General features: G+C 72.6%; 19 protein-coding genes. 10 read left to right on the top strand and 9 right to left on the bottom strand.

Going from position 1 to position 23,642, the window contains the following annotated elements; all coding sequences use genetic code 11:
- From SJY07_RS19435 to SJY07_RS19420, 4 genes are all read left to right on the top strand, one after another.
- Complete coding sequence (locus SJY07_RS19435; protein ID WP_380161254.1) at nt 1–1,140, top strand: tyrosine-type recombinase/integrase; 1,140 nt, start codon at nt 1–3, stop codon at nt 1,138–1,140.
- Entirely contained in the window at nt 1,137–2,423 is a 1,287-nt protein-coding gene (locus SJY07_RS19430; RefSeq protein ID WP_380161253.1) for a tyrosine-type recombinase/integrase, read from the top strand. The genes SJY07_RS19435 and SJY07_RS19430 overlap by 4 nt, the downstream gene beginning before the upstream one ends.
- Nucleotides 2,424–2,557: 134 nt before the next feature.
- On the top strand, nt 2,558–3,928 hold the full coding sequence (locus SJY07_RS19425; protein WP_380161252.1) for an MFS transporter: 1,371 nt from the start codon (nt 2,558–2,560) through the stop codon (nt 3,926–3,928).
- Nucleotides 3,929–4,157: 229 nt separating this feature from the next.
- A complete protein-coding gene (locus SJY07_RS19420) occupies nt 4,158–4,532 on the top strand; it encodes a hypothetical protein (RefSeq protein ID WP_380161251.1) in 375 nt (124 codons plus the stop codon).
- Nucleotides 4,533–4,710: 178 nt separating this feature from the next.
- Here the strand turns inward: SJY07_RS19420 and SJY07_RS19415 are convergent, their stop codons facing one another.
- The 4 genes from SJY07_RS19415 to SJY07_RS19400 form a co-directional block, all read right to left on the bottom strand.
- On the bottom strand, nt 4,711–5,166 hold the full coding sequence (locus SJY07_RS19415; protein WP_328292575.1) for a GNAT family N-acetyltransferase: 456 nt from the start codon (nt 5,164–5,166) through the stop codon (nt 4,711–4,713).
- A 123-nt stretch (nt 5,167–5,289) separates the two neighbouring features.
- Nucleotides 5,290–5,976, bottom strand: coding sequence for a phosphotransferase (locus SJY07_RS19410; protein WP_328292576.1), 687 nt, complete (start codon nt 5,974–5,976; stop codon nt 5,290–5,292).
- Between the two features lie 220 nt (nt 5,977–6,196).
- Complete coding sequence (locus tag SJY07_RS19405; protein ID WP_380161250.1) at nt 6,197–6,736, bottom strand: hypothetical protein; 540 nt, start codon at nt 6,734–6,736, stop codon at nt 6,197–6,199.
- Nucleotides 6,737–6,845: 109 nt separating this feature from the next.
- Nucleotides 6,846–7,658: an aminoglycoside 6-adenylyltransferase gene (locus SJY07_RS19400; protein WP_380161249.1), complete on the bottom strand. Its 813-nt coding sequence runs from the start codon at nt 7,656–7,658 to the stop codon at nt 6,846–6,848.
- 59 nt (nt 7,659–7,717) lie between these two features.
- Here SJY07_RS19400 and SJY07_RS19395 point away from each other — a divergent pair, with 59 nt between their 5' ends.
- Nucleotides 7,718–9,298: a protease pro-enzyme activation domain-containing protein gene (locus tag SJY07_RS19395; protein ID WP_380161248.1), complete on the top strand. Its 1,581-nt coding sequence runs from the start codon at nt 7,718–7,720 to the stop codon at nt 9,296–9,298.
- A gap of 66 nt (nt 9,299–9,364) precedes the next feature.
- On the opposite strand, the gene SJY07_RS19390 is transcribed toward SJY07_RS19395, so the two are convergent.
- Together SJY07_RS19390 and aroQ are read right to left on the bottom strand one after the other, a co-directional pair.
- Nucleotides 9,365–11,029 (bottom strand): FAD-binding oxidoreductase, encoded by a 1,665-nt coding sequence (locus tag SJY07_RS19390; protein ID WP_380161247.1) that lies wholly within the window; start codon nt 11,027–11,029, stop codon nt 9,365–9,367.
- A gap of 47 nt (nt 11,030–11,076) precedes the next feature.
- Nucleotides 11,077–11,517, bottom strand: a complete 441-nt coding sequence (gene aroQ / locus SJY07_RS19385; RefSeq protein ID WP_380161246.1) for a type II 3-dehydroquinate dehydratase — start codon at nt 11,515–11,517, stop codon at nt 11,077–11,079.
- A gap of 50 nt (nt 11,518–11,567) precedes the next feature.
- Between aroQ and SJY07_RS19380 the strand changes: the two genes are divergently transcribed.
- The 5 genes from SJY07_RS19380 (at nt 11,568) to SJY07_RS19360 (ending at nt 14,990) form a co-directional block, all read left to right on the top strand.
- A complete protein-coding gene (locus tag SJY07_RS19380; protein ID WP_380161245.1) occupies nt 11,568–12,155 on the top strand; it encodes a DNA-3-methyladenine glycosylase I in 588 nt (195 codons plus the stop codon).
- A complete protein-coding gene (locus SJY07_RS19375) occupies nt 12,152–12,616 on the top strand; it encodes a VOC family protein (protein ID WP_380161244.1) in 465 nt (154 codons plus the stop codon). Before SJY07_RS19380 ends, SJY07_RS19375 begins: the two co-directional genes overlap by 4 nt.
- 81 nt (nt 12,617–12,697) lie before the next feature.
- On the top strand, nt 12,698–14,080 hold the full coding sequence (locus tag SJY07_RS19370) for an NAD(P)/FAD-dependent oxidoreductase (protein ID WP_380161243.1): 1,383 nt from the start codon (nt 12,698–12,700) through the stop codon (nt 14,078–14,080).
- Between the two features lie 11 nt (nt 14,081–14,091).
- Entirely contained in the window at nt 14,092–14,604 is a 513-nt protein-coding gene (locus SJY07_RS19365) for a hypothetical protein (protein ID WP_380161242.1), read from the top strand.
- Nucleotides 14,605–14,609: 5 nt separating this feature from the next.
- Nucleotides 14,610–14,990 carry a VOC family protein gene (locus tag SJY07_RS19360; protein WP_380161241.1) on the top strand — a complete coding sequence of 127 codons (381 nt, stop codon included), beginning with the start codon at nt 14,610–14,612 and terminating at the stop codon, nt 14,988–14,990.
- A gap of 25 nt (nt 14,991–15,015) precedes the next feature.
- Here the strand turns inward: SJY07_RS19360 and recD are convergent, their stop codons facing one another.
- Genes recD through recC form a run of 3 tightly spaced genes read right to left on the bottom strand, consistent with a single transcriptional unit; the run spans nt 15,016 to nt 23,626 of the window.
- Nucleotides 15,016–16,860, bottom strand: a complete 1,845-nt coding sequence (gene recD, locus SJY07_RS19355; protein ID WP_380161240.1) for an exodeoxyribonuclease V subunit alpha — start codon at nt 16,858–16,860, stop codon at nt 15,016–15,018.
- The gene (locus SJY07_RS19350; RefSeq protein ID WP_380161239.1) at nt 16,857–20,210 is read right to left on the bottom strand and encodes a UvrD-helicase domain-containing protein; all 3,354 of its coding nucleotides are present in this window, start codon (nt 20,208–20,210) and stop codon (nt 16,857–16,859) included. Before SJY07_RS19350 ends, recD begins: the two co-directional genes overlap by 4 nt.
- Nucleotides 20,210–23,626 (bottom strand): exodeoxyribonuclease V subunit gamma, encoded by a 3,417-nt coding sequence (gene recC, locus SJY07_RS19345; protein ID WP_380161238.1) that lies wholly within the window; start codon nt 23,624–23,626, stop codon nt 20,210–20,212. Before recC ends, SJY07_RS19350 begins: the two co-directional genes overlap by 1 nt.
- Between the last annotated feature and the right edge of the window lie 16 nt (nt 23,627–23,642).

Here is a 23,642-nt window from a genome sequence, read left to right as displayed (position 1 = left end):
ATGACCGTTCTGGATCTTCGACTGACCCAAGGACTGACGCCCTCCGGACTGCCCGCCGTGCGCCTGGGTGAGCCCTGGCTGGACGCCTACCTCGACTTCCTCACCGCCCGCTGTCGACCCAACAGCGTCCTGGCCGCCGGCTACGACCTGAAGGTCTTCTTCACCCTCATCGCCAAGACCCCGGCGGAGGTCACCGCCGCCGACGTGCTGGGTTTCATCACCGCCCAGCGAACAGGATCAGCGGAAGTGCTCGGCCCGGTGATCGCCGTCGTCGCCGACGCCGACGCTGCTGGAGGGGTCAGTGCCCGCACCGTTCGACGCCGGTTGTCCAGCATCAACGGTTTCTACACCTTCCTCCTCGCCCGCGGCGACATCACCGCCAACCCCGTCCCCCTCGGCCTGCCGACACGGCGCGAACACGACCAGCCCCGTAGCAGTCGCGGATCGAGAACCCCGCTGGTCCGCTCCCCGCGGACCCTGCCGGTCATCCTGAACCCCGACGAAGCCGACGCTCTCACCGCTGCCCTGCGCACCCACCGCGACCGCGCCATGGTCGCCGCGATGCTGCTCGGGGGTTTGCGTCGCTGCGAGGTCCTGCGCCTGCGCCTGGAGGACCTGAACGTCGGGGCACGGCGGGTATTCATCGCCGAAGGCAAAGGCGGACACCAACGCCAGATCCCGATCTCTCGACGCTTCTTCACCCATCTCGGCGACTACCTCAGCCTCGAACGCCCAGCCGAAGCCGACCAGTTGGGGCACGGACACGTCTTCTGCGTTCTGAAAGGCCCCCGCCGCGGCCAGCCGCTGTCCGCCTCCGGCCTCGATGAGGTCCTCGACGGAGCACGGCGCCGCGCCGGCCTGGCGCACGTCACCTGCCATCAACTGCGTCACACCTGCCTAACCCGGCTGCGCGAAGCGGGCATGGCCCTGGAAGCGATCCAGGCCCAGGCCGGTCACGCCTCCATCGAATCCACCCGCATCTACCTCCACCTCGGCGATGACTGGCTGGCGGGGCAGTATCGCCGCGCCGCCGAAGCCATCGATGCTCAAGCGTTCGCTGGCCACCGCACTGCTCCACCCACTCCCGAGGTCATCTCACCGATCACGTCAACGGTCATGGGACTGCGAGGTCGGCGATGAAGCAACCCGACCGCTTCCTTAGCTGGGCCGAGATCGACTCTGAGGCAATGGGTGACGCAACAGAGCTGACCGTTCCCATGCACGCCTACCTGAGGCAGATCGCCACCACCTTGCGCTCCGGCAGTGTCCGTAACTCCGACATAGCGCTGCGCTGCTTCACCCAGTTCATGTTCCAGGAACACCCTCAGATCACCCGCTTGGCTGACGTTCGTCGCGTCCACATCGAGGACTACAAGCCCTGGCTGGCCGCCCGCACCAACCAGCGCGGGAAACCCGTCACCGCCGCCACCCGCGCCCACCGCCTGGGCAACCTACGCACCTTCTTCATCCGCATCCGCGACTGGGACTGGCCGCAGGCCCCACCCACGGTTCCCATTCTCTTCGGTGACCTGCCGCGGCAGGAGAAACCCCTGCCGAAGGCCCTGGACGATGCCGCCGCCGCGAAGTTCCTGCGCGCCGCGCAGACCCGACCGCGTCTGCTCGAGCGGGTCATCTGCGAGGTCCTGATCCGCACCGGACTGCGCGTCGGGGAGTTCACCGGTCTGCGCCGCGACGCGGTCCGCCAGATCGGTGCTGGGCACTGGCTGCACGTTCCTGTCGGCAAACTCCTCGACGATCGCTACATCCCGCTGCACCCCCAACTGGTCGAGCTCATCGCCGATTACCGTGACCGCTTCGTCGACCCTGCCCACCCGCTGCTGTTGCCGCGGGAGAACGGCATACCCATGGACCGTTACAGCGTCATCCGCTGCCTGAACAACGTCGCCACCGCCGCCGGCCTCGGCCACGTCCACCCCCATCAGATGCGCCACACCCTGGCCACTCAGGCCATCAACCGCGGCATGAGTTTGGAGGCCATCGCTGCCCTGCTGGGGCATCACTCGATGGACATGACCCTTCGCTACGCCAAGATCGTGAATCGGACCGTCGCTGATGAGTACTTCGCCGTCACCGAGAAGGTCGAAGCGCTCTACGCCGCCCACGACCCCGACAACCTCGACGGCGAGAACACCGCACTACCGGCCTCCGCGGCCGGCCCGGAGATGGCCCGCCTGCACCGCGAGATGCATCAGCGGATGCTGGGCAATGGCTTCTGCACACGACCTCCGGCGCTGGATTGCACCTTCGAGTCGGTCTGCGAGACCTGCACGTTCTTCCAGACCTCGATCGCCTTCCGACCGACGTTGCAGGCCCAGTACGACCACGCCGCCGAACATGATCAACAAGGGCGTCAGCAGCTCTTCGCGGGCCTCCTCAGAGGCCTCGACCAGCCCGCGTCCTGACCCCCTTGACACCGATCACCTGCATAAGCGGGATGACCGTGAAGTCGGCCGGAGCTTTTCGCCACGCCGATGCCCGCGGTTCCTCCTCCGGGGACAGTTCTGCCCTACGTTCAAGATCTGTGACACACGCTGCCGTGGGCACCGAGAAGGCCCCAACCTGGTCCCGCGAGAACAGCCGCTCCCGATGGGGGCTGCTTCTGGCGTTGGCCATCGACAACTTCGGCTCCGGCCTGTTCCTGCCCCTGGTGCTGGTCTACAGCGTCCAGGTCGTCGGCCTCTCCGTAGGCCTCGCCGGGACCCTGTTGTTCCTCGGCACCCTCCTCGGCCTGGGCGCCCCCCTGGTCGTCGGCGCCGTGGTGGACCGCTTCGGGCCCCGCCGCGTCGTCATCACCTCCCAGCTCATTCAGGCCGTCGGCATGACCCTCTACCTCCTCGCCGGCACCGCCGGCAGCGGGGCAGGGTCCAGGCGAGGGGCCGCGGTGACTCTGGCTGTCGGTGGGGCGGTGCTGGTCGCGGCCGGGACGCAGACCTTCTACAGCTCCCTGTTCTCCCTCATCTCCGCCGTAGCCGGCGATGGGCCCAAGGACGGGCCGTTCGCCCACGTCGACATGATCCGCTCCGCCGCCTTCGGCCTCGGCGCCCTGCTCGCCGCCGCCTTGCTGACGTGGCTGGATACCCCGGCCCTGCGCATCGCGGTGGCCGTTGACGCGCTCACCTTCGTGCTGGCCGCCGGCCTGCTGTGGCGCCTTGTCCACGTCACGACCACCCGCGACCGTCAGGCTTCTGCTGCAGCGCAGGCTCCGGTGCACGCCGCCATCTCCGATGAGGCCGGCCCGCACGCCACAGACCTGGCTCACAGCGCCCCCACGACCGATGCCCCCATGGCGGCCGCATCGTCGGAGGCCGCGCCGCGGCCGTGGCGGGATCGTCCCTTCCTGGTCCTGCTGGTGGTGATCGCCCTGACGGGCCTGGCCACCGACGTCCACCTCGTGGGCTTCTCGGTGTGGGCCTTGGACCGACTGCACGCACCGGCGTGGGTGCCGGGGGCCTCCATCGCGCTGCTGACGGGCATCACCTCCACCAGTGCTGCTCTGGTGGTGCGCTGGACGAGTGGGTGGACGCGCACCCGCACCGTGGCCGCCGGGACAGTGCTGACCCTTGTCTGGTGCGCGATGTGTGCGGTGGCTCCGTCCATCGGTGGGGGGTGGCAGCCGGTGTGGCTGTTGGCTTCTACGGTCGTGCTGGCGGTTTCGGTCACGCTGATCGGTGTCCGGGTGATGGCGATGGCCGAGGCGTCGGCGCCGGTGCAGGCGCACGGGCGGTACATGGCGACGGTGCAGTACGGCTTCAACGCGACCGCACTGCTGGCGCCCCTCCTGGTTGGTCTGTTCGCGGTGGCGTTGTGGTTGCCATGGGCGGCGGTCGCGCTGGGCGGCGTGGGGGCGTTGGTGCTGTTGCCGTGGCTGGCCCAACGACTGCCCACTCACGCAGTCAGAGCGCAGTAGGCGCCTGTCGGAGACGCGCCGTGGCTGGCCAGGGCCATGCCGGACATCGCCACGAGCGCGACGTCGCCGGTACTCAGGACCACCCGTATCGCGGGATGACCGTACGTGGCGGCCCTCGTCCATCCGGGGCGGCAGCCATGCGTAGGGCGATGCGCTACGGGAGGCTGTCTGGATGCTCAGCAGGGACAGACCGCGGTCAGGCGCGCACCGCCTCCCACTGGGTGCGTTATTGGCTGCAGAGCTGCTCCTCCTCGCCTTCGCCATCTGGGGGCTGGCCGAGGGACGGGTCGTGCAGACGGTGGTTGGAGCGCTTGGCGCGTTGATCAGCGCTGTTGTCATCGTCGGCATCACGGTGCGCAGTCATGAGACGAGCGCACGGGAGGTAGAGAACCAGCTGCGCTTGAACCGTGCCCTGCTGCCCTACGTCTCGATCTTGAGCGTCGTCTTCGCCGGCGTGATGATCGCCGCCACCGTCGTGAGCTCGCCGTGGTGGCTCGTGGGAGTAGCGCCAGCTGTCGCGCTGCCTCTTGCTTGCGTGGCCCAGATCCGACACCTGAGGCATCTGCACCTGTCCAGGGATCCCGAGGCGGGTACCGCGCAGTAGCCGCTACTGGCGGCCAAGACGGTCTGGGTCGATTACCCGAAGTTCGGCGATATGCGGGTGATCGTCGTACTCAGCTTGCATCCGGACATCGCCAGGACCGTGACGTCGCCGGCCGCTAGCGACAGCGCGCGCACCGCGGGATGACCGTGACGTCGAGGGCGGAGCAGGACTGCGGTCGCTACGACGTGCCGGTGGGGCGCACCCATCGGACCTCGCGCACCCCGTCCTCGATCTTGCTCCGTCCGTCGGGGGCGAAGCGGTGCGTGCGGTAGAAGGCCTGGGCGCGGGGGTTGGGGTCTGTGACCCACAGGGCAGCCGACTCGTCGGGGTCGAGGACGGCGTTGAGCAGTGCTGGTCCTGCTCCGCAGCCGTGGTGGGCTGCGTCGAGGTAGATGAGGTGCAACTGGAACTCCTCGGTAGCGTCGGGATCCTGCGTGGGGCCGGACATGGCGATGCCGACGATGGTGTCGTCCACTTCGGCGACGGCGGTGCGGTTGCTGCTCCACCGCTCATCGGTGAGGGCGCTGGTCCAGAAGCGTTCGCGGGCTGGCAGGAGGTTCGGGTCGTCCAGGACGGAGTCGGGCATCAGGCCGCGGTAGGTCTGCTGCCAGGAGGTGACGTGAACCTGCGCCATCTGTGGCGCGTCGCTGGGTCGTGCCTGGCGAACGGTGACCCCCGACGTCATGCGCTCATCCTAGGAGCCGGCGGCTCGAGTCAATGTGTGCGTGATCTTCCGCCTTCTGAGGACACCGCTGGGTCATGGTGTGAAGGTGAGGGTGGCTTCGAGCCGGCCCCGCCACTGCACCCGCGCGGCCTCACCGTCCGGTGCCCAGCGGATGACGAAGTCCAAGGCCCACTCGCACTTGGCGACCATCGCGGCCTGACGCCGTCCCCAGTCCGGCTCCGTGCCGTAGCCCTCGAACAGGCTCGCCAAGGCGTCGACGAGGTGCGGGTGATGGGTGCGGACGATCCACTCCGCCCACGCGAGGTCGAGGACACCGTCGCCGAGGTGCGCGAACTCCCAGTCCACGATCGCACTCACCTTGAACGTGTCCGGGTCCAGGAGCAGGTTCTGGGGACCGAAGTCGCCGTGGACTAGGACCGCGCCGTCCTCAGCGGGGCCGAGCAGTTCTGGCCTGTCCAGCGCGCTGACGTCGAGGCGGTGGAGGAGGGCGGCGGTGCGCCCGACGCTGTGCAGCACGGCGTCGGGGGCCATCTCCAGTAGTTCCTGGCCGGGGCGGCCGGGCATGAAGGCAGTGCCGATCTGGCCGGCTTCCTCGTGGACCAGACCCGGTACGGGCAGGATGCCGGCGAGGTAGTGCAGGGCGGTGACCTCGGCGTGCTGGCGGGTGGGGGCATCAGGCCCGAGGTAGCGCTTGGTGATGATGCCGGCGTCGTTGCGGGTGGCGTTGGTGTAGCCGTGCGGTAGTCGTTCCTCGGTCATGGAGCTCCTTGCGACGGCTCGTCGTGCGGCCACCGTGGTCGCCGAACTAGGACTTGTCTACGCGATGCCCGGCTGGCGAGGCGACTGCTTTGCGGTGCTCGGCGATCTTCCGACTTTCGTCATGTCCGTGAAGTCGCCGGCCGCCGGGGCAGCGCTCACAACGCGGGATGACCGTGACGTCAAGCTCCGCGATGTGACCGGAAGGTCAGTCGACGATGTGCTAAGCGATGCCCTGAGCGCCGTAGGCGAAGTCCCCGCATCGGTACCGACCCAAGATGTCCTCCGCCACCTGCTCCGGGGTCCCTTCCGGCCCGTCGACCAAGTGCCGATCCGTGATGCCCGCTCGCGTGAACTGCTCGTGCATGTACCGCGTACCAGGCTCGCCATCGCGGTTGCCCTCCCGGGTCGTGACGTTGTGCACGCACCGTTCCACCAGAGGCAGCAGGACGGCGTAGTGCAACTCGTCCAGCCCAGTGGCCTCGAAGAAGGTCGGCAGGAACCAGGGCCCCATCACTCCGTCGAAGACGGTCTCGAAGCCGCCGTGCGTGTACTGGCCAGCCGCGGCGCCCGAGGCTCGGATGACCGTGCGGTTCTGCTCCTCTGCCTCAGGTAGCCACGGCGTCTGCGCCCCCTGATCTAGGAACCGGAAGAAGGCATCCCCTCGGAGCAGGACGCTCGGTGAGAGGCGGGCCGACACCAGGGAGCTGACAGTCGTCTTCCCGGCTCCGGGTGGCCCGGCGATGACAAGCAGCGTGGACATGCGGCCCTGTGTACCGACCCCGGCGTGGCGCAATCAAGGAGGTTTCAGGAGCATCGACGTCACCGACTGACGTCCGGCCATCGTCATGAGAGGGCGTTGCAAGCACTCGTCACGATCCGCAGGACAGACCCTGGTCAAGGATCGCCTCGATCTCGGCGTGCAGCCGCTGGTGGTCGAAGGGTTCGAGGTCCCACCGCGCCGCGAGGCGCTGCGCGAGCCGCGCGAACAACCGCACGCAGGCCCGCAGCGCCCGCGCAGTGTCCGCACCGTCGAAGCGGCCCCAGCAGTCCTCGAGCTCGCGTTGGACGCCGGGGTCCATCCACTCCCGCATCCGGGACCCGAGGAAGCGGACGTCGACCGCCGCCCCGTACCTCGCCCGGTGGTCCCACTCGACGAGCCGCAGCAGCTGCTCCTTCAGGTCCCGGTCCCGGATCTTGGCCGACCACGGTTCGTCGCGCACGACCGCCTTCGCGCACATCAGCGCCGCTGCGTAGCCCCAGTTCAGGGCCTGTTCGACGTCGGCCGCGCTCGGCGGCTCCAGGAGCGGCGGCGACGGTTCGAGACCGGCCGCCAGCCCGTCGGCGTCGACCAGGACCGTGAACGGGCGGTCGCGCACGACGGCCGTCAGCTCCCCCACGGGCAGGACCGTGAGGTCCAGCTTGCCGCCGGCGTAGTAGACGATCCGGGACGGGTACCAGCCGGGTGCGTGCAACCTCTCGACGACGAGGACCTCCCCCAGCTCCGACCACCACGCGTCGTCGGCCAGCAACGGGGTCGGGTCGTCCACGTACACCTCGAGGTCGCGGTCGGAGAGCCGGTGCGTGGCTCCGGCCGCGGCCGAACCGGTGAGGAGGAGCGCCCGCACGTTCGGGTCGTCACCGGCCCACCGCGTCAGCCGGTCGAGCACGTCGTCGTAGTCCACGCACCGACCGTGCCAGGTCCCACGGGCAGGTGTCAGGGCCGGGTGGCACAGTCCACGCCATGACGGACCAGACGCCCCGGCAGAGTCAGTCGCAGAACCCTCGCCGCCCCCTCTCGGGCAGCTCCCGGGCCGCCGCGCCCCGTGCGCGCGACGCGGTCCCCCTCGCCCCCGACGCGTCGATCGACGTGACGCTGGTCCTGCGCCGGCGGGCACCGCTGCCCGCGGAGGTCGTGAACACCCCGCGGGTCCTCTCCCGCGACGAACTCCGGGCCGGGTTCGGGGCGGACCCCGCCGACGTCGCGACGGTGCGCTCGGTCGTCGAGGACGCGGGGCTGCGCGTGGACGCCGTCGACGAGGCCGGGCGGCGGGTGTCGGTGAGCGGTCCGGTCACCGCCGTCACGGCCCTCTTCGACGTCGACCTGCACGAGGTGGTCTCGCAAAACCTTGCGGGAGAGGACGTCCGCCACCGGCAGCGGGAGGGTTCGGTCAGTCTGCCGGAGGGGCTGGACGGGATCGTGACCGCGGTGCTCGGCCTCGACGACCGGCCGCAGGCGCGGGCCCAGTTCCGCGTGGCCCGGGCCGAGGCCGTGACGAGCAGCTTCACCCCGCTCCGCCTGGCCGAGGTCTACGAGTTCCCCACCGACTCCGACGGTTCGGGGACGGAGGTCGCGATCCTCGAGCTGGGCGGTGGGTTCCGCCCGGAGGACCTCGACACCTACTTCCGGGGCCTGGGCCTCGCGACACCCGCGATCCGTGCCATCGGTGTCGACGGAGGGTCGAACTCCCCCGGCGCGGCCGACGGCGCCGACGGCGAGGTCATGCTGGACATCGAGGTCGTCGGGGCGATGGCTCCCGGCGCCGGGCTGGCCGTCTACTTCGCCCCGAACACCGACCGCGGGTTCCTCGACGCCCTCTCCACGGCGGTGCACGCCGACCCCACCCCGGCCGCGGTCAGCATCAGCTGGGGCGGCTCCGAGGACTCCTGGACCGAGCAGGCCCGGGCCGCCTTCGACGACGCCCTCGCCGACGCGGCGGCCCTCGGGGTGACGGTGACGGCCGCCGCCGGCGACAACGGCAGCGGCGACGGGGTCGACGACGGCGCCCCGCACGCGGACTTCCCGGCTTCGAGCCCGCACGCGCTGGCCTGCGGGGGAACGAGTCTGCGCGTCGGCGCGGACGGTGCCGTCGAGCGCGAGGTCGTGTGGAACGGGCGCGGCGCCACGGGTGGCGGGGTCAGCGCGGCCTTCGGACTGCCCGACTGGCAACGGGACGCCGGGGTGCTCGACCGGGTCGGCGGCGGGGCCGGGCGGGGGGTTCCCGACGTCGCGGCCGTGGCCGATCCCGAGACGGGCTACGAGGTCCTCGTCGCCGGCCGGCGCCAGGTCATCGGCGGGACCAGCGCCGTGGCCCCGTTGTGGGCGGCGCTGGTCGCGCGGATCGTCCAGGCCCGCGGCTCGGGACTCGGTCTGCTGCAACCCCTGGTGTACGCGGGGGCCAGGGCCGGGAACAGCCCCGAAGGGTTCCGCGACATCACCGTCGGGGACAACGGCGACTACTCCGCCGGTCCCGGGTGGGACGCCTGCACCGGGCTAGGGGTACCCGTCGGGACGACGCTGGCCCGGCGCCTGACGAGCGCCTGAACGTGCGCGGGGCGAGGACGTGACCGGCTCGGGTCGCGTCCTCGCCCCGCGGACGTGGCTCGGTCCTCAGTCGACGATGGCGCCCGGGTTGAGGTTGCGGCCGGGGTCGACTCCCGTGAACAGCGCACCGATGATCTCGGCCCCCGCCGGCGACACGTCCTCGTTCACCCAGCGCTTGTGCTCACGCCCGACGGCGTGGTGGTGAGAGAGGGTTCCGCCGTTGTCCATGAAGGCCTGCTGGATGGCGCCCTTGACGGCGTCGTAGGCCTCCAGACCGTCGCGGTCCGTCGGCGGCTGGAAGGCGAACGTGAAGTACTGGCACGCCCCGGAGTGGTAGCTGTGGGAGAGGTGGCAGAACACGAAGCCGTTGATGCCGACCTCGGCGAAGGCCTTGTTCGCCGCCGCGACCACGTTGTCGTGCAACGTGTTCAGCGTCGTCCACGACGAGGAGGTCTCGGACACGTCGCCGTAGGCGCCGCGATCGAGGATGAAGTCGCGGATGTAGGGGGTGTCGAACTTCTTCTGGTCGTAGAGGCTCCCCGGACCCGAGCCGACCCCGAAGCCGCCGTGCTTCTTGACGATGTCGCCGACGAGGGCCTTGTTGCGGCGCACCGACAGGGCCGACCCCTCGAACCCGATGAACGACAGGCACATCTGCTCGAGGTCGATGCCCTTGCGCTTGCTCGCGTAGAGCTGGACGCCCTTGTTGAGCAGCTGCCCGAGCGCACTGCCCTTCTTGGAGGTGGCCAGGGTGAACTGGGTCTCGTTCGCGTCCGAGACCCGGGTGATGCTGGGCGTCGCGTCGGAGGCGGCGATGTCGTGCATCGCCTTCAGACCGCTGGCGTAGTCGGGGAAGAAGTAGGCCTGGATGACCCGTTCCTCGGCGATCCGGTGCACCTGCACGGTCGCCTCGGTGATGATCCCGAGGCGCCCCTCGCTGCCGAGGATCATCTCCCGCACCGACGGCCCGACGGACTGCACCGGCACCTCGGAGGTCGCGACGATCCCCTTGGGGGTCACGGCCCGCACGGCCCGGGTGATGTCCGCGATGTCACCGAAGCGGTCGGACTGCATGCCGGAGGACCGGGTGGCGATCCAGCCGCCGAGGGTGGAGTGCTTGAAGCTGTCCGGGAAGTGGCCGATCGTCCAGCCGCGGGCGTTGAGCTGCGCCTCCAGGTCCGGGCCGAGGGCACCGGCCTGGATGCGCGCGGTCTGGGACGTCTCGTCGAGGGAGAGCACCGAGCGCATGCGGCCCATGTCCAGGGAGAGCACCGGACGCGTCTCCTCGCGCGGGGCCTCCAGCGAACCCACGATGTTGGATCCGCCCCCGAAGGGGATGAGGACGGCGTCGGCGTCCAGGGCGATCCGCAGGGCGGTCTCCACCTCGGCCTCGGTGCCGGGGTAGAGGATCAGGTCGGGCACGCGGCCGAAGTCCCCCCGACGGATGCGGACGAGGTCGCGCATGGACTTGCCGTAGCAGTGCACGACGCGGTCCATGTCGTCGTCGTGGACGTGCTCGGCACCGAGCGCCTCGACGAAGGCGTCGCGCAGCTCCTGCGGGGCACGGGATGCGGGGACGTCCAGCTCGGACAGCTCCGGGACCTGCGCGGGCGGGGCGTTGAAGTCGATGCCGGAGACGCGCTTCACGAACGGCGCCAGGTTCGGCTTGTCCTCGTGGTGGAAGGCCACGCCCTCCTGGCCCCAACCCCACCACTTCATGTGCTCGACCACGACGACTCTCCCCAACTGTCCACACGGCACCTCGGTCGCGGGCGAGCCTACGCGCCACCTCCGACACGCGTGGCCAGGAACCGCAGGGCCAGCTCGTAGCCCTGCGTGCCGAGTCCCGCGATCACACCGGTCGCGATCGGCGTGATGTGGGAGTGGCGCCGGAAGTCCTCCCGCGCGTGCACGTTGGAGATGTGCAGCTCCACCAGTCCGGCCGACAGCTCCGCGCAGGCGTCGCGCAGGGCCACCGAGGTGTGCGTCCACGCGGCCGGGTTCAGCACGACCGGGAGGCGGGCGTCGGCGGCGTCGTGGATCCAGGCGAGCATCTCGTGCTCGGCGTCGGTCTGACGCAGTTCGACCTCCACCCCGAGCTCGGCGGCCAGGCGCTGCAGCCGGGCGTCGACGTCGGCCAGGGTCGTCGTCCCGTAGACCTCCGGCTGGCGCTTGCCGAGCCGGCCGAGGTTGGGACCGTTGAGCACGAGGATCTTCACCCGGTGGACGGTAGCGACCCCGTGTCGGAGCCGGGTGCCACGCTCGGCGGGTGAGCGTGCAGACCGCCGGACCGTTCCGGTGCTTCGGTGACGGTGATCCCCTCTACTCCGCCTACCACGACGAGGAGTGGGGTCGTCCCGTCCACGGTGACCGGGAGCTCTACGAACGCATCAGCCTCGAGGCGTTCCAGTCCGGGCTCAGCTGGATCACCGTCCTGCGTCGCCGCGACACCTTCCGGACGGCCTTCGCCGGGTTCGACCCCGAGGTGGTCGCGGCCTACGGCGAGGACGACGTCACGCGGCTCCTGGCCGACCCGGGGATCATCCGCAACCGGCTCAAGGTCGAGGCCACGATCGCCAACGCCCGGACGCTGCTCGCGCTCGCCGAGCGGGGCCGGAGCCTCTCCGACCTCGTGTGGTCCTCCGCCCCGCGACCGCGTCCGGAGGCTCCGCGCAGCCCCGGCGACGTCCCGGCCCTCACCGCGGAGTCGAGCGCCCTGTCGAAGGCGCTGAAGGCGGAGGGTTTCCGCTTCGTGGGCCCCACGACGGCCTACGCCACGATGCAGGCCTGTGGGATCGTGAACGACCACCTGGCGCAGTGCCCGGCCCGGAACGAGATCGAGGCGGATCGACGATGAGCAGCACGACCCCCTGCCTGTGGTTCGACCACGACGGCCTCGCGGCCGCACAGCTCTACGTCTCGCTCTTCCCGGGCTCGGCGATCACGTCGACCTCGCCCGGTGGTCCCGACGGGGCGCCGCTGACGGTGTCCTTCGACCTGGACGGCCGGCCCTACACGATCATCAACGGCGGACCGCTCTACCCGCAGTCGGAGGCGTTCTCGATCCAGGTCGCCTGCGCCGACCAGGCGGAGGTCGACCGCTACTGGGACGGGCTGGTCGCCGACGGCGGCACGGAGGGCCAGTGCGGCTGGCTGAAGGACCCCTGGGGAGTCTCCTGGCAGATCGTCCCGAACCGGCTGTACGAGCTGCTCGGCGACCCCGACCGCGCACGGGCCGGGCGGGCCACGAACGCCATGATGGGCATGAAGCGCCTCGTCGTCGCCGAGCTGGAGGCAGCGGCCGACGCCCCCGCGTGAACGTTCCCGCCCGCGCGGGTGGAAGACTGAGTACCGAAGCGGGAGCCTGTCCCGGCGAGTCCAAGAACAAGAGGTGTTCACATGGTCGATCGACAGCGAGTCGTCATCGTCGGGGGTGGCTTCACCGGCCTTTACGCCGGCAAGAAGCTCGAGAAGCTCCTTCCGGCCTCCACGGCGGAGCTGGTGATCGTCAGCCCGACCGACCACCTCAGCTACGCGCCGCTGCTGCCGGACGTGACCGCGTCCGTCATCGAACCGCGTCACGTCGCGGTGTCCCTGCGCCAGGTCCTCCCCCGTCACAAGCTGGTCATCGGCCACGCCACGTCGGTGGACCCCGAGGCCAAGACGGTCACCATCTCCCGGTCCGAGCGCGGCGTCGTCACCGACGACACCCAGGTGCTGTCCTACGACAAGCTGCTGCTCGCCCCCGGTTCGGTGACCCGCCGGTTCCCGATCCCGGGCGTCTCCGAGAGCGCCCGCGGCGTGAAGACGATCAGCGAGGCCGCGTTCGTGCGCGACCACCTGCTCTCCCAGCTCGACGCGGCCGACTCGCTGCCCGACGACCCCCGCTTCGACGCCGAGCGCGCCGAGCGCATGACCGTCGTCGCCGTCGGTGCCGGCTACACCGGTACCGAGATCGTCGCCCAGACCCACCGCTGGCTCTCCCGCGTCGCCGACCGCTGGTCGAGCATCGACGTGCGCGACGTCCGCTGGCTGCTCATCGACGTCGCCCCCGCCGTGCTGCCCGAGCTCGGGCCGCGTCTGGGCCAGTACGCGCTGTCCGCCCTCAAGGGCCGTGGCATCGACGTGCGCCTCGGGGTCTCCGTGGCCTCCGTCGAGGGCAACGTCATCAACCTCACCGACGGGACCCCGATCCCCTCGCGCACCCTCATCTGGGGCGCGGGCATCATGGCCAGCCCGCTCATGGGCACCATGGGTCTCCCGCTGGACCGCGGTCGCCTCATCGTCGACGCCAAGATGAAGGTCGCCGGCGCCGAGGACGTCTGGGCCGCCGGCGACGCCGCCGCCGTCCCCGACCTCGCCAAGCCGAAGCCGGCCGACGGCCCGCAGCCGATCACCCCGCCCACCGCGCAGCACGCGCAGCGCCAGGGCACCGCGGTCGGCAAGAACATCGCCGCCAGCTTCGGCATCGGCCAGGCTGCCGACTACGTCCACAAGGACCTCGGTCTGGTGGCCGACCTCGGTGGCGGCACCGCCGTCGCCAAGCCGCTGGGCATCGAGATGACCGGCCTGCCGGCCAAGATCGTCGCCCGTGGGTACCACCTCTACGCCCTCCCCGCGATGAGCAACCGCATCCGCGTGCTCACCGACTGGGCGCTGCACCTCGTCCTGCCGCCGCAGGCCGTGGCGCTGAACCAGACCCGTCCGGAGGACGCGCTCATCACCCCGGCGCAGAACACGGACATCTACCCCAAGGCCGCCGAGAAGCCCAAGGTCGGCTGACCACTGCTGTCGTGATCAGCGAGGAGGCGGTGGCCCACGTCGCCGCCTCCCTGCGGATCAGCACGAACCGAGCCCGTCGGCTGGCGCACACCGCGCTGCCGGCGGGTTTCGTGCGTTCGGTGTCGCTGACCTCCGAGGCTCTGCTCGTCGAGGGCCCGACCGACGTGGCGGTGTTCGCCGCGCTGGTGGACGTCCCGGTGCTCGCCGTCGGCGGGAAGAACGTCCTGCCGCTGGCCGTGGCCGTGGCCCGCGCCCACGGGTGCGAACCGCGCGTCGTGCTCGACGCCGACGCCCACCACTACCGGGCTCAACGCGGCAGCGAACGGTTGCTCGACCTGCTCGCCGGGACCGTCGTCCACGTGCTCCCCGTCGACCTCGAGGCGGCGCTGCGCGACTGGCCCTCGTTCCTGGCCGCCCTGCACCGCACCGGGTCGGGACTGGGAGCGAAGGATCCGGCGGCCTACGCCGCCGCGGTCGGGGAGGCTGGACACTATGACCTGCCGGCGGCGCTCGTCCTAGTCTGAGGGCCATGGCCTGCCACCTGAGCGAACTCGTCCTGGAGTGCCACGACCCGGCGAAGCTGTCGGAGTTCTGGTGCGCCGTCCTCGGCTACGTCGAACTCGACGTCGACGACGGCGCCATCGAGATCGGCCCGGCGAGCGGTTTCGGGGGGCCGGCCCCGACGATCGTCCTGTCCCCCACGACCGAGCCGCGGACCGCGAAGTCGCGCCTGCACTTCGACGTCAACGCCACCGACCGCGACCAGGCCGAGGAACTGCAGCGCCTGCTCTCGCTCGGCGCCCGCCCCGCCGACGTCGGCCAGGACGGCACCGAGGGCTGGCACGTCCTGCAGGACCCCGAGGGCAACGAGTTCTGCCTGCTGCGGACGCGGTTGGACGGCGTCGGGTGAGCAGGTCCGACGGCCGCGCTGAGCCCTACCCCCGCAACCGGTCCGCCAACCCCGTCGCCCGCGCCAGCGGACGACTGACGGCCGCGGCCACAGCCTCCGCGGACCCCACCACCCGGACCCGGACCTTCGCGCGGGTCAGGGCGGTGTAGAACATCTCCCGCGTCGCCAGCGGTGAACGCTCCGGGGCGGCCAGTACGGTGACGGTGTCGAACTGCGAGCCCTGGCTGCGGTGGACGGTCATGGCGTGGACGGGTTCGACGGCCGCGAGCCGGGCGAGCGGGACGATCAGCGGTCCCTCGCCGCGGGCGATCGCGGCGACGAGGGTCTCCTCGCGTTCCAGGACCACCCCGGTGTCGCCGTTGTAGACGCCGACGCCCGCGTCGTTGGCGGTGACGATGACGGGGAGGCCGACGTAGCGGCCGTCGGTGCGGGGCTGCACCCCGAGTTCCTCGACCGCCCAGCGCTGGGCCAGCCAACTCCAGTGCGAGACCCCACGGGTTCCCCGCCGGTGGGCGCAGAGCATCCGGTGGGTGTCCAGGGCGATCAGCGCGGCCCGGGCGTCGCCCGCCCGGGCAGCCTCGACGACGGCGCGGGAACGCAGGAGCACGTCGGCGCGGATCGTCTCCAGCGCGGCCCCGGAGACGAGTTCCTCGTCGGGGACCTCGAGGAACTCCACGTCCGGCCCGCCGGCCCGCAGCAGGTCGACGACCTCGTCGGCGGCCCCGGCCCGGACGGCCGCGGCGATGTTGGCGATCCCGCCGCGGTCGGCGAAGCGGTGGGTCCGGGTCAGCATCGCGACCCCGTGGGGGGCGCCGCCGGACCCCGCAGGGGCGACGAGGTCGGCGAGGACGGCGCCGACCTCGACGGAGGCCAGTTGCTGCGGGTCCCCCACGAGCACCAGCCGGGCCCCGGGGCGCAGCGCCGCGAGGAGTCGCGCCATGACGCCCAACCCGACCATGGACGCCTCGTCGACGATGACGACGTCGTGCGGCAACCGGTGCTCGGCGTCGAAGCGGGCCCGCACCGATCCGGGGCGGATCCCCAGCAGCCGGTGCAGGGTCGAGGCGCTGGACCCCTGCAGGAACTCCCGCTCGGCGGCGGTGAACACCTCGGTGCCGGCCGCCTGCACGACGGCCTCGGTCAGGCGGGCCGCGGCCTTGCCCGTGGGCGCGGCCAGCGCGACCCGCGGGGTTCCGGGCGAGAGCGCGTGGACGGCGGCCAGCAACCGGGCGACGGTCGTCGTCTTGCCCGTCCCCGGCCCCCCGCCGAGCACGGAGACCCCGTGCGAGAGGCACAGCGCCGCCGCGACCCGCTGGTCGTCGCCCGGGTCCCCCGGCCACAACCGGTCGAGCACCTCGACGACCAGCGCCGGGTCGTAGTAGGCGACGGCGGCGCTGCGGTCGCGCAGGTCGCGGGCGACGGTGAGTTCCTGGCGCCAGTACCGGTCCAGCCAGATCCCGTCCCCGACCAGGTGCAGCGGTGCGGCCGTGTCCTCGTCGGCACCGGCGGCGTGCTCGACGGTCAACACGCTGCGCCGCACCGCCTCCAGCCACGCCTGCGGTTCGGGCCACTGCACGGGGACCGCGGCGACGGCACCGGAGTCGTCGACGTCCTCGGGGACGACGGTCTCCGGGGCCGTCCGCAGGTGCAGCACGACGGAACCGTGCCGGACGGCGCGGACGGCGAGGGCGACGGCGAGCAGGACCCGTTCGTCCTCCTCCCCCGTCACCGCCCCGAGCCGGCGCGCGACGTGGACGTCGGCGGCGCGCAGGAGCCCGAGGTCGTTGAACTCCCGCAGCAGGCCGGTGGCGCTGCGGGCGAGCGTGACCGAACGGTCGGGTTCCACCTCGGTCGCGGCGGGGCTGGTCACGCGTGCCTCCCGGCGAGCAGTTCGGACAGGGCGACGACGAGCTCGGCCGGTGGCCGCCACGACCAGACGCCGGGCGGCACGCCGTCCGGCCCCACGGGGACGTCCGCCCCGCACATCCCCCGCAGGAACAGGTACAGGACCCCGCCGAGGTGGACGGCCGGGTCGTACCCCGGCTGGCGCCAGCGCAGGAAGCGGTGCAGCGCGACGCAGTACAGCAGCGCCTGCAGCGGGTAGTGCGCGGCGAGGACGGCCTCGTCGAGGGCCTCGCGCCGGTAGTGCCAGGCGGTCAGGACCTCCCCCGGCCCGGCGAGGCGGTTCGTCTTGTAGTCGACGACGAGGAACCGACCGTCGGCGCGCAGGACGGCGTCGATGGACCCGGTGAGGTAGCCGCGCAACCCCTCGGCCGCGAGGACGGGGTCCTCCAGCAGGTCCGCGTAGCGGTGCACGGGGTCACCGACCGGCAGGTGGCGGCGCAGCAACCCGGCGACGTCACCGAGGCGGGAACCTCCGCCGGTGGACTCGTCGCCCCCGGCCAGCGGGAGTTCGAAGTCGAGTTCGGCGAGACGGTCCGCCACGCCGAAACCGTCCAGGGCGCGCCCACCGGCCAGCGGTCCCATCCCCGTGCGCAGCACCGGGTCGAGGGCGAGGGCCAACGGTTCCGCCAGGTGCGGCGCGAACTGCTCGCGGGCCAGCGCCGCGAGGTGCGCCGGGCGGTCCGGGGAGGAGGGGTCGAAACCCTCCAGCACCGAGTGGACCAGGGTCCCGAACCCCGTCCCCGCCGGGAGGTCGGCCATGGGCGATCCGACCTCCTTCCAGCCCAGCGGGTCACCGGCGTCGACCGGTTCGGCGGACTCGGCGTCGACCTCGTCGGTGGTGGCCCCGACCTCGGGTTCGGAGAGCACCGACCGCCCGCTGCCGTGGTCGTCGTGCACGCCCCGGGTCAGGCCGGAGTACGACGTGCGCCGCCAGCCGAGGTCGACGTCCGCACGGAACGTGGCGACCGAGAGGTCGGCGTGGGCTGTCGTCGCGCCCGCCAGCCGCGTCAGCGCCCCGCGGGCGGGCACGTCCTCGACGGCCACCCCGGAACCGGGCGGGAAGAGCACGCCGAGCCGGTCGCGCAGCACCGGATCGGTGGGCAGCGACACCTTCTCGGGCACGTCGAGGACGTCGTCGGCCACCAGCAACCGGTGCAGCGCACCGCGTTGAGTGTTCGTGCTGGGCGCCCACCACACGAGGAGGCGGGAGATCGCCCGGGTCACCGCGACGTAGAACAACCGCAGTTCCTCGCCGAGGTCCTCGGTGTCGGCGGCGCGGCAGGCCGCGTCGTAGCCGGGCGCGGAGGCGCCCCCCACGTGCAGGGCGCGCGGCCCGTCCGGGGCGTGCGCGACGGGGAGCCGGTCCTTGGAACCACCTCCGGTGGAGTCCCAGCCGAAGGGCACGCAGACGACCTCGAACTCCAGGCCCTTGCTGGTGTGGACGGTCGCGATCTGGACCGAGGCGCGGTCGGTGTCCAACCGCCGCGACCGTTCCTGGTCGACGTCGCCCGCGGCCTCGTCGACGCGGCCGCGCAGCCACGACAGCAGGCTCGACACCCCACCGCCGGGGTTCCGCGCGGACTCGGCGTGCAGGACCTCGGCGATGTGGCGCAGGTCGGTGAGGCGGCGCTCGCCGCCCTCGATCCCGAGGAGTCGACCGGCCAGCTGGTGCTGCTCGCCGAGGACGGCGAACATCCCCGACACCCCGCGCTCGGTGAGCACGCCGCCCCAGGCGCGCAGGTCGACGGACAACCGGTCCGTCGCGCGGTCCCCCTGCTCGTCGAGCTCGGCGGCGCCGAGGCCGACGAAGGCGGACAGGGCGACGCGCCGCACCCGCAGCGCGCGGTGCGGCTGCTCGACGGCCTCGAGGAGCGAGACCCATTCCCGGGCGGCGGGGGTGGCGAAGACGCTGGGACCGCGGGAGAGCACGCAGGGCACGTTGCGACGCCGCAGTTCCTCCTGGACCAGCACCGCCTGCGCCCCGGTCCGGACGAGGACGGCGACGTCGCCGGCCGCCAGCGGTCGCGGTGCCCCACCCGTGCGCGCTCGGACCTCGAGCCCCTCCGAGAGCACCGCGACGACCTGTTCCGCGACGTCGCGGGCCACGACCTTGCGCACGTCGGCGACGGCGGGGACCCCCGTCCGGGCCGTGGTGGGCAGTCCGTCGCGCGCCACGACGCGCAACCGGACGGGGGCGGGATCGTCGGCGCCGTCCGCACCGACGAGCGCCGCCGACGCCCACCGCGGGCTCACCGGTCGCACGACGATCCGCCCGTCGCCGAGGGCGGCACCCCGCAGCAGCGCCGCCGTTCCCCGCAGCACGGCGGGGTCGCTGCGGAAGTTCGTGCCCAGCGTCGCCGTCCGTCCCGCGACGCCGGCGGCCTCGAGGTAGCTGCGGACGTCGGCGCCGCGGAAGGCGTAGATGGCCTGCTTCGGGTCGCCGATGAGCACCAGCGGGCAGTGCCCGTGGAAGGCGGTCCGGAGGATGTCCCACTGCACCTGGTCGGTGTCCTGGAACTCGTCGACCAGGACGACGGAGTACCTGCGCCGCAACCGCTCGCAGGCGACGGGACCGGCGACGTCGGCGGTCAGCGCGTCCCTCAACCGGGTCAGCAGGTCGTCGAAGCCCATGACCCGTCGCGAGCGCTTGCGCTGCGCGACCTCACGGCGCACCCCTTCGGCAAAGCGGACCCGGAGGTTCTCCGGCGTCTCGGGGACGGTGCTCTGCGGTTCGATCCGCGCGTCGGGACGGTGCACGGCCTCGCGGGCGATCCGCAGGGCGACGGCGCGCGGGAACGGCGGCGGGGTGGCCCCCGGCCGCACGGCGAAGCGGACGTAGAGGTCGTCGCAGACCTCCTCGACGAGGTCGTCGACGTCCTCGACCAGCGTCGCCGTCGGGTCGACGTCGGCGGCGGTCCCCAGGCTGGTGAGGACCTGCCGGCAGAACTCGTGCAGCGTCGCGACCGTGGCCGAGTCGAAACCCGCGAGGGCCGCGCTCAACCGGGCCTGGCGTCGCGCGACGTCGGCGGTGGCGAGCTGGGCGATGACGGCGTCCTCGGAGCGCAGCGCCGCGGCGGGGTCGGCGAGAGCGTCGCGGGCGGCGACGAGCCGTTCGCGGACGCGTTCGCGCAGTTCCGCCGTGGCGGCCCGGCCGAAGGTGACGACGAGGAGTTCGTCGACGGCGGCGACCCCCTCGGCGACGTAGCGGGTCACCAACCCGGCGATCGTGTAGGTCTTGCCCGTGCCGGCGCTGGCCTCCAGGACGGTGGTCCCGCTCGGCAGCGGGCCGGTGAGTGCGAAGTCCTCGACGGGCATCAGCGTTCGTCCATCCGGTAGGCACCCAGCAACGGTTCCCAGACCCGTTGCGCCGCAGCGGCGAAGTTCTGCGGGCTGCCCGGTGGTGCGCCGGGCGGCGGGGTCCAGTCGAGCAGGACGTCGACGGGCGCACCCTCCCCCCACACGGTGACGTTCTCCTCCTGCTTGTCCTCCTTGTCGAAGGCGTGCTCCGACACCCAGCTCCGGGAGGCGTCGCGGCGGCACACCTCGCCGGGACGCCGGTTCCAGGCGGACTGGGCCCAGGCGAAGGTGGTGTCCACGGGCAGCGGCAGCGGGAACCGCAGACCGTGCGAGCGCAGTTCCAGCAGGTCGACGAGCAGGTCGCGGGCCACCTGCGCCGGGACCGGGCCGAGGGTCAGCAGGCCGACGCTGCCGCCGCCGCCGCGGCCGACGACGACGCTGCGGAACTCCGTGCCGGGGTCGGCGGCGGAGAGGGCGAGCAGCTCGAGCCAGGCGCGCAGCGTCTGCTTGGCCCGGACGCGGGAGAAGGTGGTGGTGACGGCGACGTCACCGGTGGCGCGGCCCCCGGCGCGCACCGGCCTGACCCCGCGGACGTTGCCGGTGAGCCGGACCTCCCCGACGCCCGGGACGGTGAGGTCGAGTTCGACGTCGACACTGCGGGGGTGGCCGGTGTCGAACTCCGCGGCCACCCCGGCGATCTGGTCCACCACCGGCCCGACGTCGCGCAGGACGGCCGTCCCGAGCGGGCCCGGCGGCAGGTCCCCCCGCGCGGACTCCAGCCGGACGATCTCGCCCGGGTCGGTGCCGCGCAGCCGGGCCGCGAGCGCCCGGTCGCCGACGGCCCACTTCTGCAGGGCGTCGAGTTCGACGGGCAGCGCATCGGCGGGTTCCTCCTCCCGGGTGGCCGAGGCGACCTCGAGGCGTTGGCGCAGGAACCCCCGGGCGGGGTGCTGGAAGAACTGCACGAGCTGGTCGAGGTCGAGGTCGGCCGGCGGGGCGGGCGGCAGGCCGACGGGCAGGAACTGCGGGGGCGCGACGGGCTCCCGGTGGCCCGTCGCCGCTCCGCCGAAGGCGGTGCGGTCGTAGCTGAACGCGCCGGGGCGCCCCAGGGCGTAGGCGGTGAAGTTGCGGGGGTCGGTCGGCTGCAGCGGGTGCTGGACGACGATCCGCTGCTTGACGCCGGGGGCCGACGCCTCGAGGGTGTCGAGGAGCTCACCGACGGGGACGGCCGGGGGCAGCTTCGCGCCGGTGCGGACGTCCTTGCCGGAGTAGGTGAGCACGAGGGTGTCGCGCGCGGAGCAGATCGCGTCGAGCAGGACCTGGCGGTCCTCGCTGCGCGGATCGCGGTCCCCGAGGTGGGGATCGCGGGAGAGGACGTCGTCGGCGTCGGGGAAGGTGACCCGGGGGAAGGCGCCGTCGTCCATGCCCAGCAGGCAGACCACGCGGTGCGGGACGGAGCGCATCGGGGTGAGGGTGCAGACGGTCAGCGCTCCGGTGCGGAAGTTCGCGCGCTGCGGGCGGCCGGCGAAGCGTTCGGCGACGAGCGCGGCGACGTCGGCGAGCCCGACGGTGGCCGTCCCGGCCCGCGCGGCGTCGGCCGCGACGACCCCGAGCTCACGACGCAGCTGCGTGGCCTGCCAGGTGGTGTCCGCGGTGGTGTCGGCGAGGTCGAGGACCCCGTCGAGCAGCGCTTCGCACCAGGCCGCGACGCTGTGGCGACCGGACAGGCGGGTCACGGCCCCGTCGAGGCGGTCGACGAGCTCGGCGAAGCGTCCGGCGAGGTCGATCCGGCTGGACTCGACGTCGGCGAGCGGGACGACGGCGGCGTCGAGGGGCCCGACGAGGTCCTCCTCGTGGGCGCCGCCGACGGCGACCCCGACGAGGAGGCGGTCGAGCCCGGCCCGCCAGGACCCCTGGGCGAGGTTGCCCAGCGCCCACGCGCTGCGGTGCCGGGCACTGAGGCCCCAGTGCACGCCCGCGTCGACGGTCCACTCGCGGATCTGCTCCAGCGCCTCGTCGTCGAGGTCGAAGCGTTCGCGGACGGCGGCGGAGCCGGCGAGGTCGAGGACGTCGGTGGCGGTGAGCCTGCTCTGGGCGAGCACCAGCAGGCGGGCGGCGAGGCCGAGCAGCGGGTTGGTCTGCAGCGCGGAGCGGTCGGCCACCGAGACCCGCAGGCCCCCGCCGGGGTGGGAGTCGGTGGGGAAGACCGCGGACACCAGCGGCGCGTAGGTCTCGACGTCGGGGCACATGACGAGGACGTCGCGCGGCTGCAGGGTGGGGTCGGCGTCGAGGAGGCCCAGGACGACCTCGCGCAGGACCTCGACCTGGCGGGCGCGGCCGTGGCAGGAGTGGACCTGGACCGAGGTGTCGCCCGGACCCGGATCCGGTCGCGGGAGGGGGACCTCGTCGTGGGCGAGGGCGTCCTGCAGCCGTCCGAGCAGGGTGTCGCGCGGGGTCGGGGCGGGGTGGTGGACGTCCCCGTGGCCGGGGGCGGCCTGATGCAGGCGCGCCTGCAGTTCGCGCACGTCGCGCGACATCGACTGCAGGAGCGGGTGGGTGACGAGGTCGTCGGCGTCCGGTCCCCGGCGGAGCCCGGTCGGGCCCCGACGGGCGATCGCGTCCCACACCGCGGGGCTCGGGTGCTGGAGGAACAGGTGGACCTCGCGGTGCTCGGCGAGCGCGGCGAGCACCTGCAGCCGGCTCGCGGCGAGGCGCGTCACGACGAAGACCCCGAACCGCGACCCGACGCCGGTCAGGGACGGGTCGGCCTGCAGCGCCGTGCAGACGTCGTCGAGCAGTTCGGCGGGGGCGGGCAGGCCGACGTGCTCCCGCACGGCGCGGAACACCTCCGGCTGCCAGGCCAGGTCGGCGGGCACTCCCCCGTCGCCTCCCGCGGCCCAGTCGCGCAGCAGGTGCGGCCGGGCCCCGCCGTAGCGGGCGAAGAGGCCGGCGAGGCGCGAGGCCGCGGCCGTGCGCCGCACGCGGGGCGTGTCCTCGCCCGGTGCGGTCCCGAGGTGGTGGCGCAGGACGGCGAACCCGGGGCGGTCGTCGGGGGCCGGGCCCTCGAGCGGGGCGATGTCCTCGAGGACCTCGAGGACGTTCCAGGTGAGGGCCTCGGGCGCCCAGCGCTCGACGGCGTCGGCCATCTCCGGGCGGATCCGGGCGAGGGTGGCCCGGATGACGTCGGCGAGGACGCCGTCGAGCAGGGCGGCCGGGGAGGAGAAGTCGACGCGGGCGCAGATCCCGTCGTCCCCGCCCGGCCCGGCGCCGAGGTGGTGGGAGAGGCGTTGCGCGATCCAGCGTTCCGTCCCGCGCGCGCCGACGGCCAGCACGTCGGGGGCGAAGGGGTCCGCCCCGGGAGCCGGGTGGCGCAGGACGTCGGCGAGGCCGGCGACGAGGGCCGTGGCGCTTTCGGAACGGTGGACGTGGAGCACGCCCCCTGTCTATCCG

This window comes from Kineococcus sp. R86509, assembly GCF_042466365.1.
Taxonomy (GTDB): domain Bacteria; phylum Actinomycetota; class Actinomycetes; order Actinomycetales; family Kineococcaceae; genus Kineococcus.
This window is presented reverse-complemented; position numbering and strand designations above follow the sequence as displayed.

What these genes read in the sequence shown, in the direction of transcription:
- SJY07_RS19435 (WP_380161254.1), top strand. Translation starts at nt 1, where the DNA reads ATGACCGTTCTGGATCTTCGACTGACCCAAGGACTGACGCCCTCCGGA.
- SJY07_RS19430 (WP_380161253.1), top strand. Translation starts at nt 1,137, where the DNA reads ATGAAGCAACCCGACCGCTTCCTTAGCTGGGCCGAGATCGACTCTGAG.
- SJY07_RS19415 (WP_328292575.1), bottom strand. Translation starts at nt 5,166, where the DNA reads ATGGCGCAGGTTCACGTCACCTCCTGGCAGCAGACCTACCGCGGCCTG.
- SJY07_RS19410 (WP_328292576.1), bottom strand. Translation starts at nt 5,976, where the DNA reads ATGACCGAGGAACGACTACCGCACGGCTACACCAACGCCACCCGCAAC.
- SJY07_RS19405 (WP_380161250.1), bottom strand. Translation starts at nt 6,736, where the DNA reads ATGTCCACGCTGCTTGTCATCGCCGGGCCACCCGGAGCCGGGAAGACG.
- SJY07_RS19395 (WP_380161248.1), top strand. Translation starts at nt 7,718, where the DNA reads ATGACGGACCAGACGCCCCGGCAGAGTCAGTCGCAGAACCCTCGCCGC.
- SJY07_RS19375 (WP_380161244.1), top strand. Translation starts at nt 12,152, where the DNA reads ATGAGCAGCACGACCCCCTGCCTGTGGTTCGACCACGACGGCCTCGCG.
- SJY07_RS19370 (WP_380161243.1), top strand. Translation starts at nt 12,698, where the DNA reads ATGGTCGATCGACAGCGAGTCGTCATCGTCGGGGGTGGCTTCACCGGC.
- SJY07_RS19360 (WP_380161241.1), top strand. Translation starts at nt 14,610, where the DNA reads ATGGCCTGCCACCTGAGCGAACTCGTCCTGGAGTGCCACGACCCGGCG.
- SJY07_RS19350 (WP_380161239.1), bottom strand. Translation starts at nt 20,210, where the DNA reads ATGCCCGTCGAGGACTTCGCACTCACCGGCCCGCTGCCGAGCGGGACC.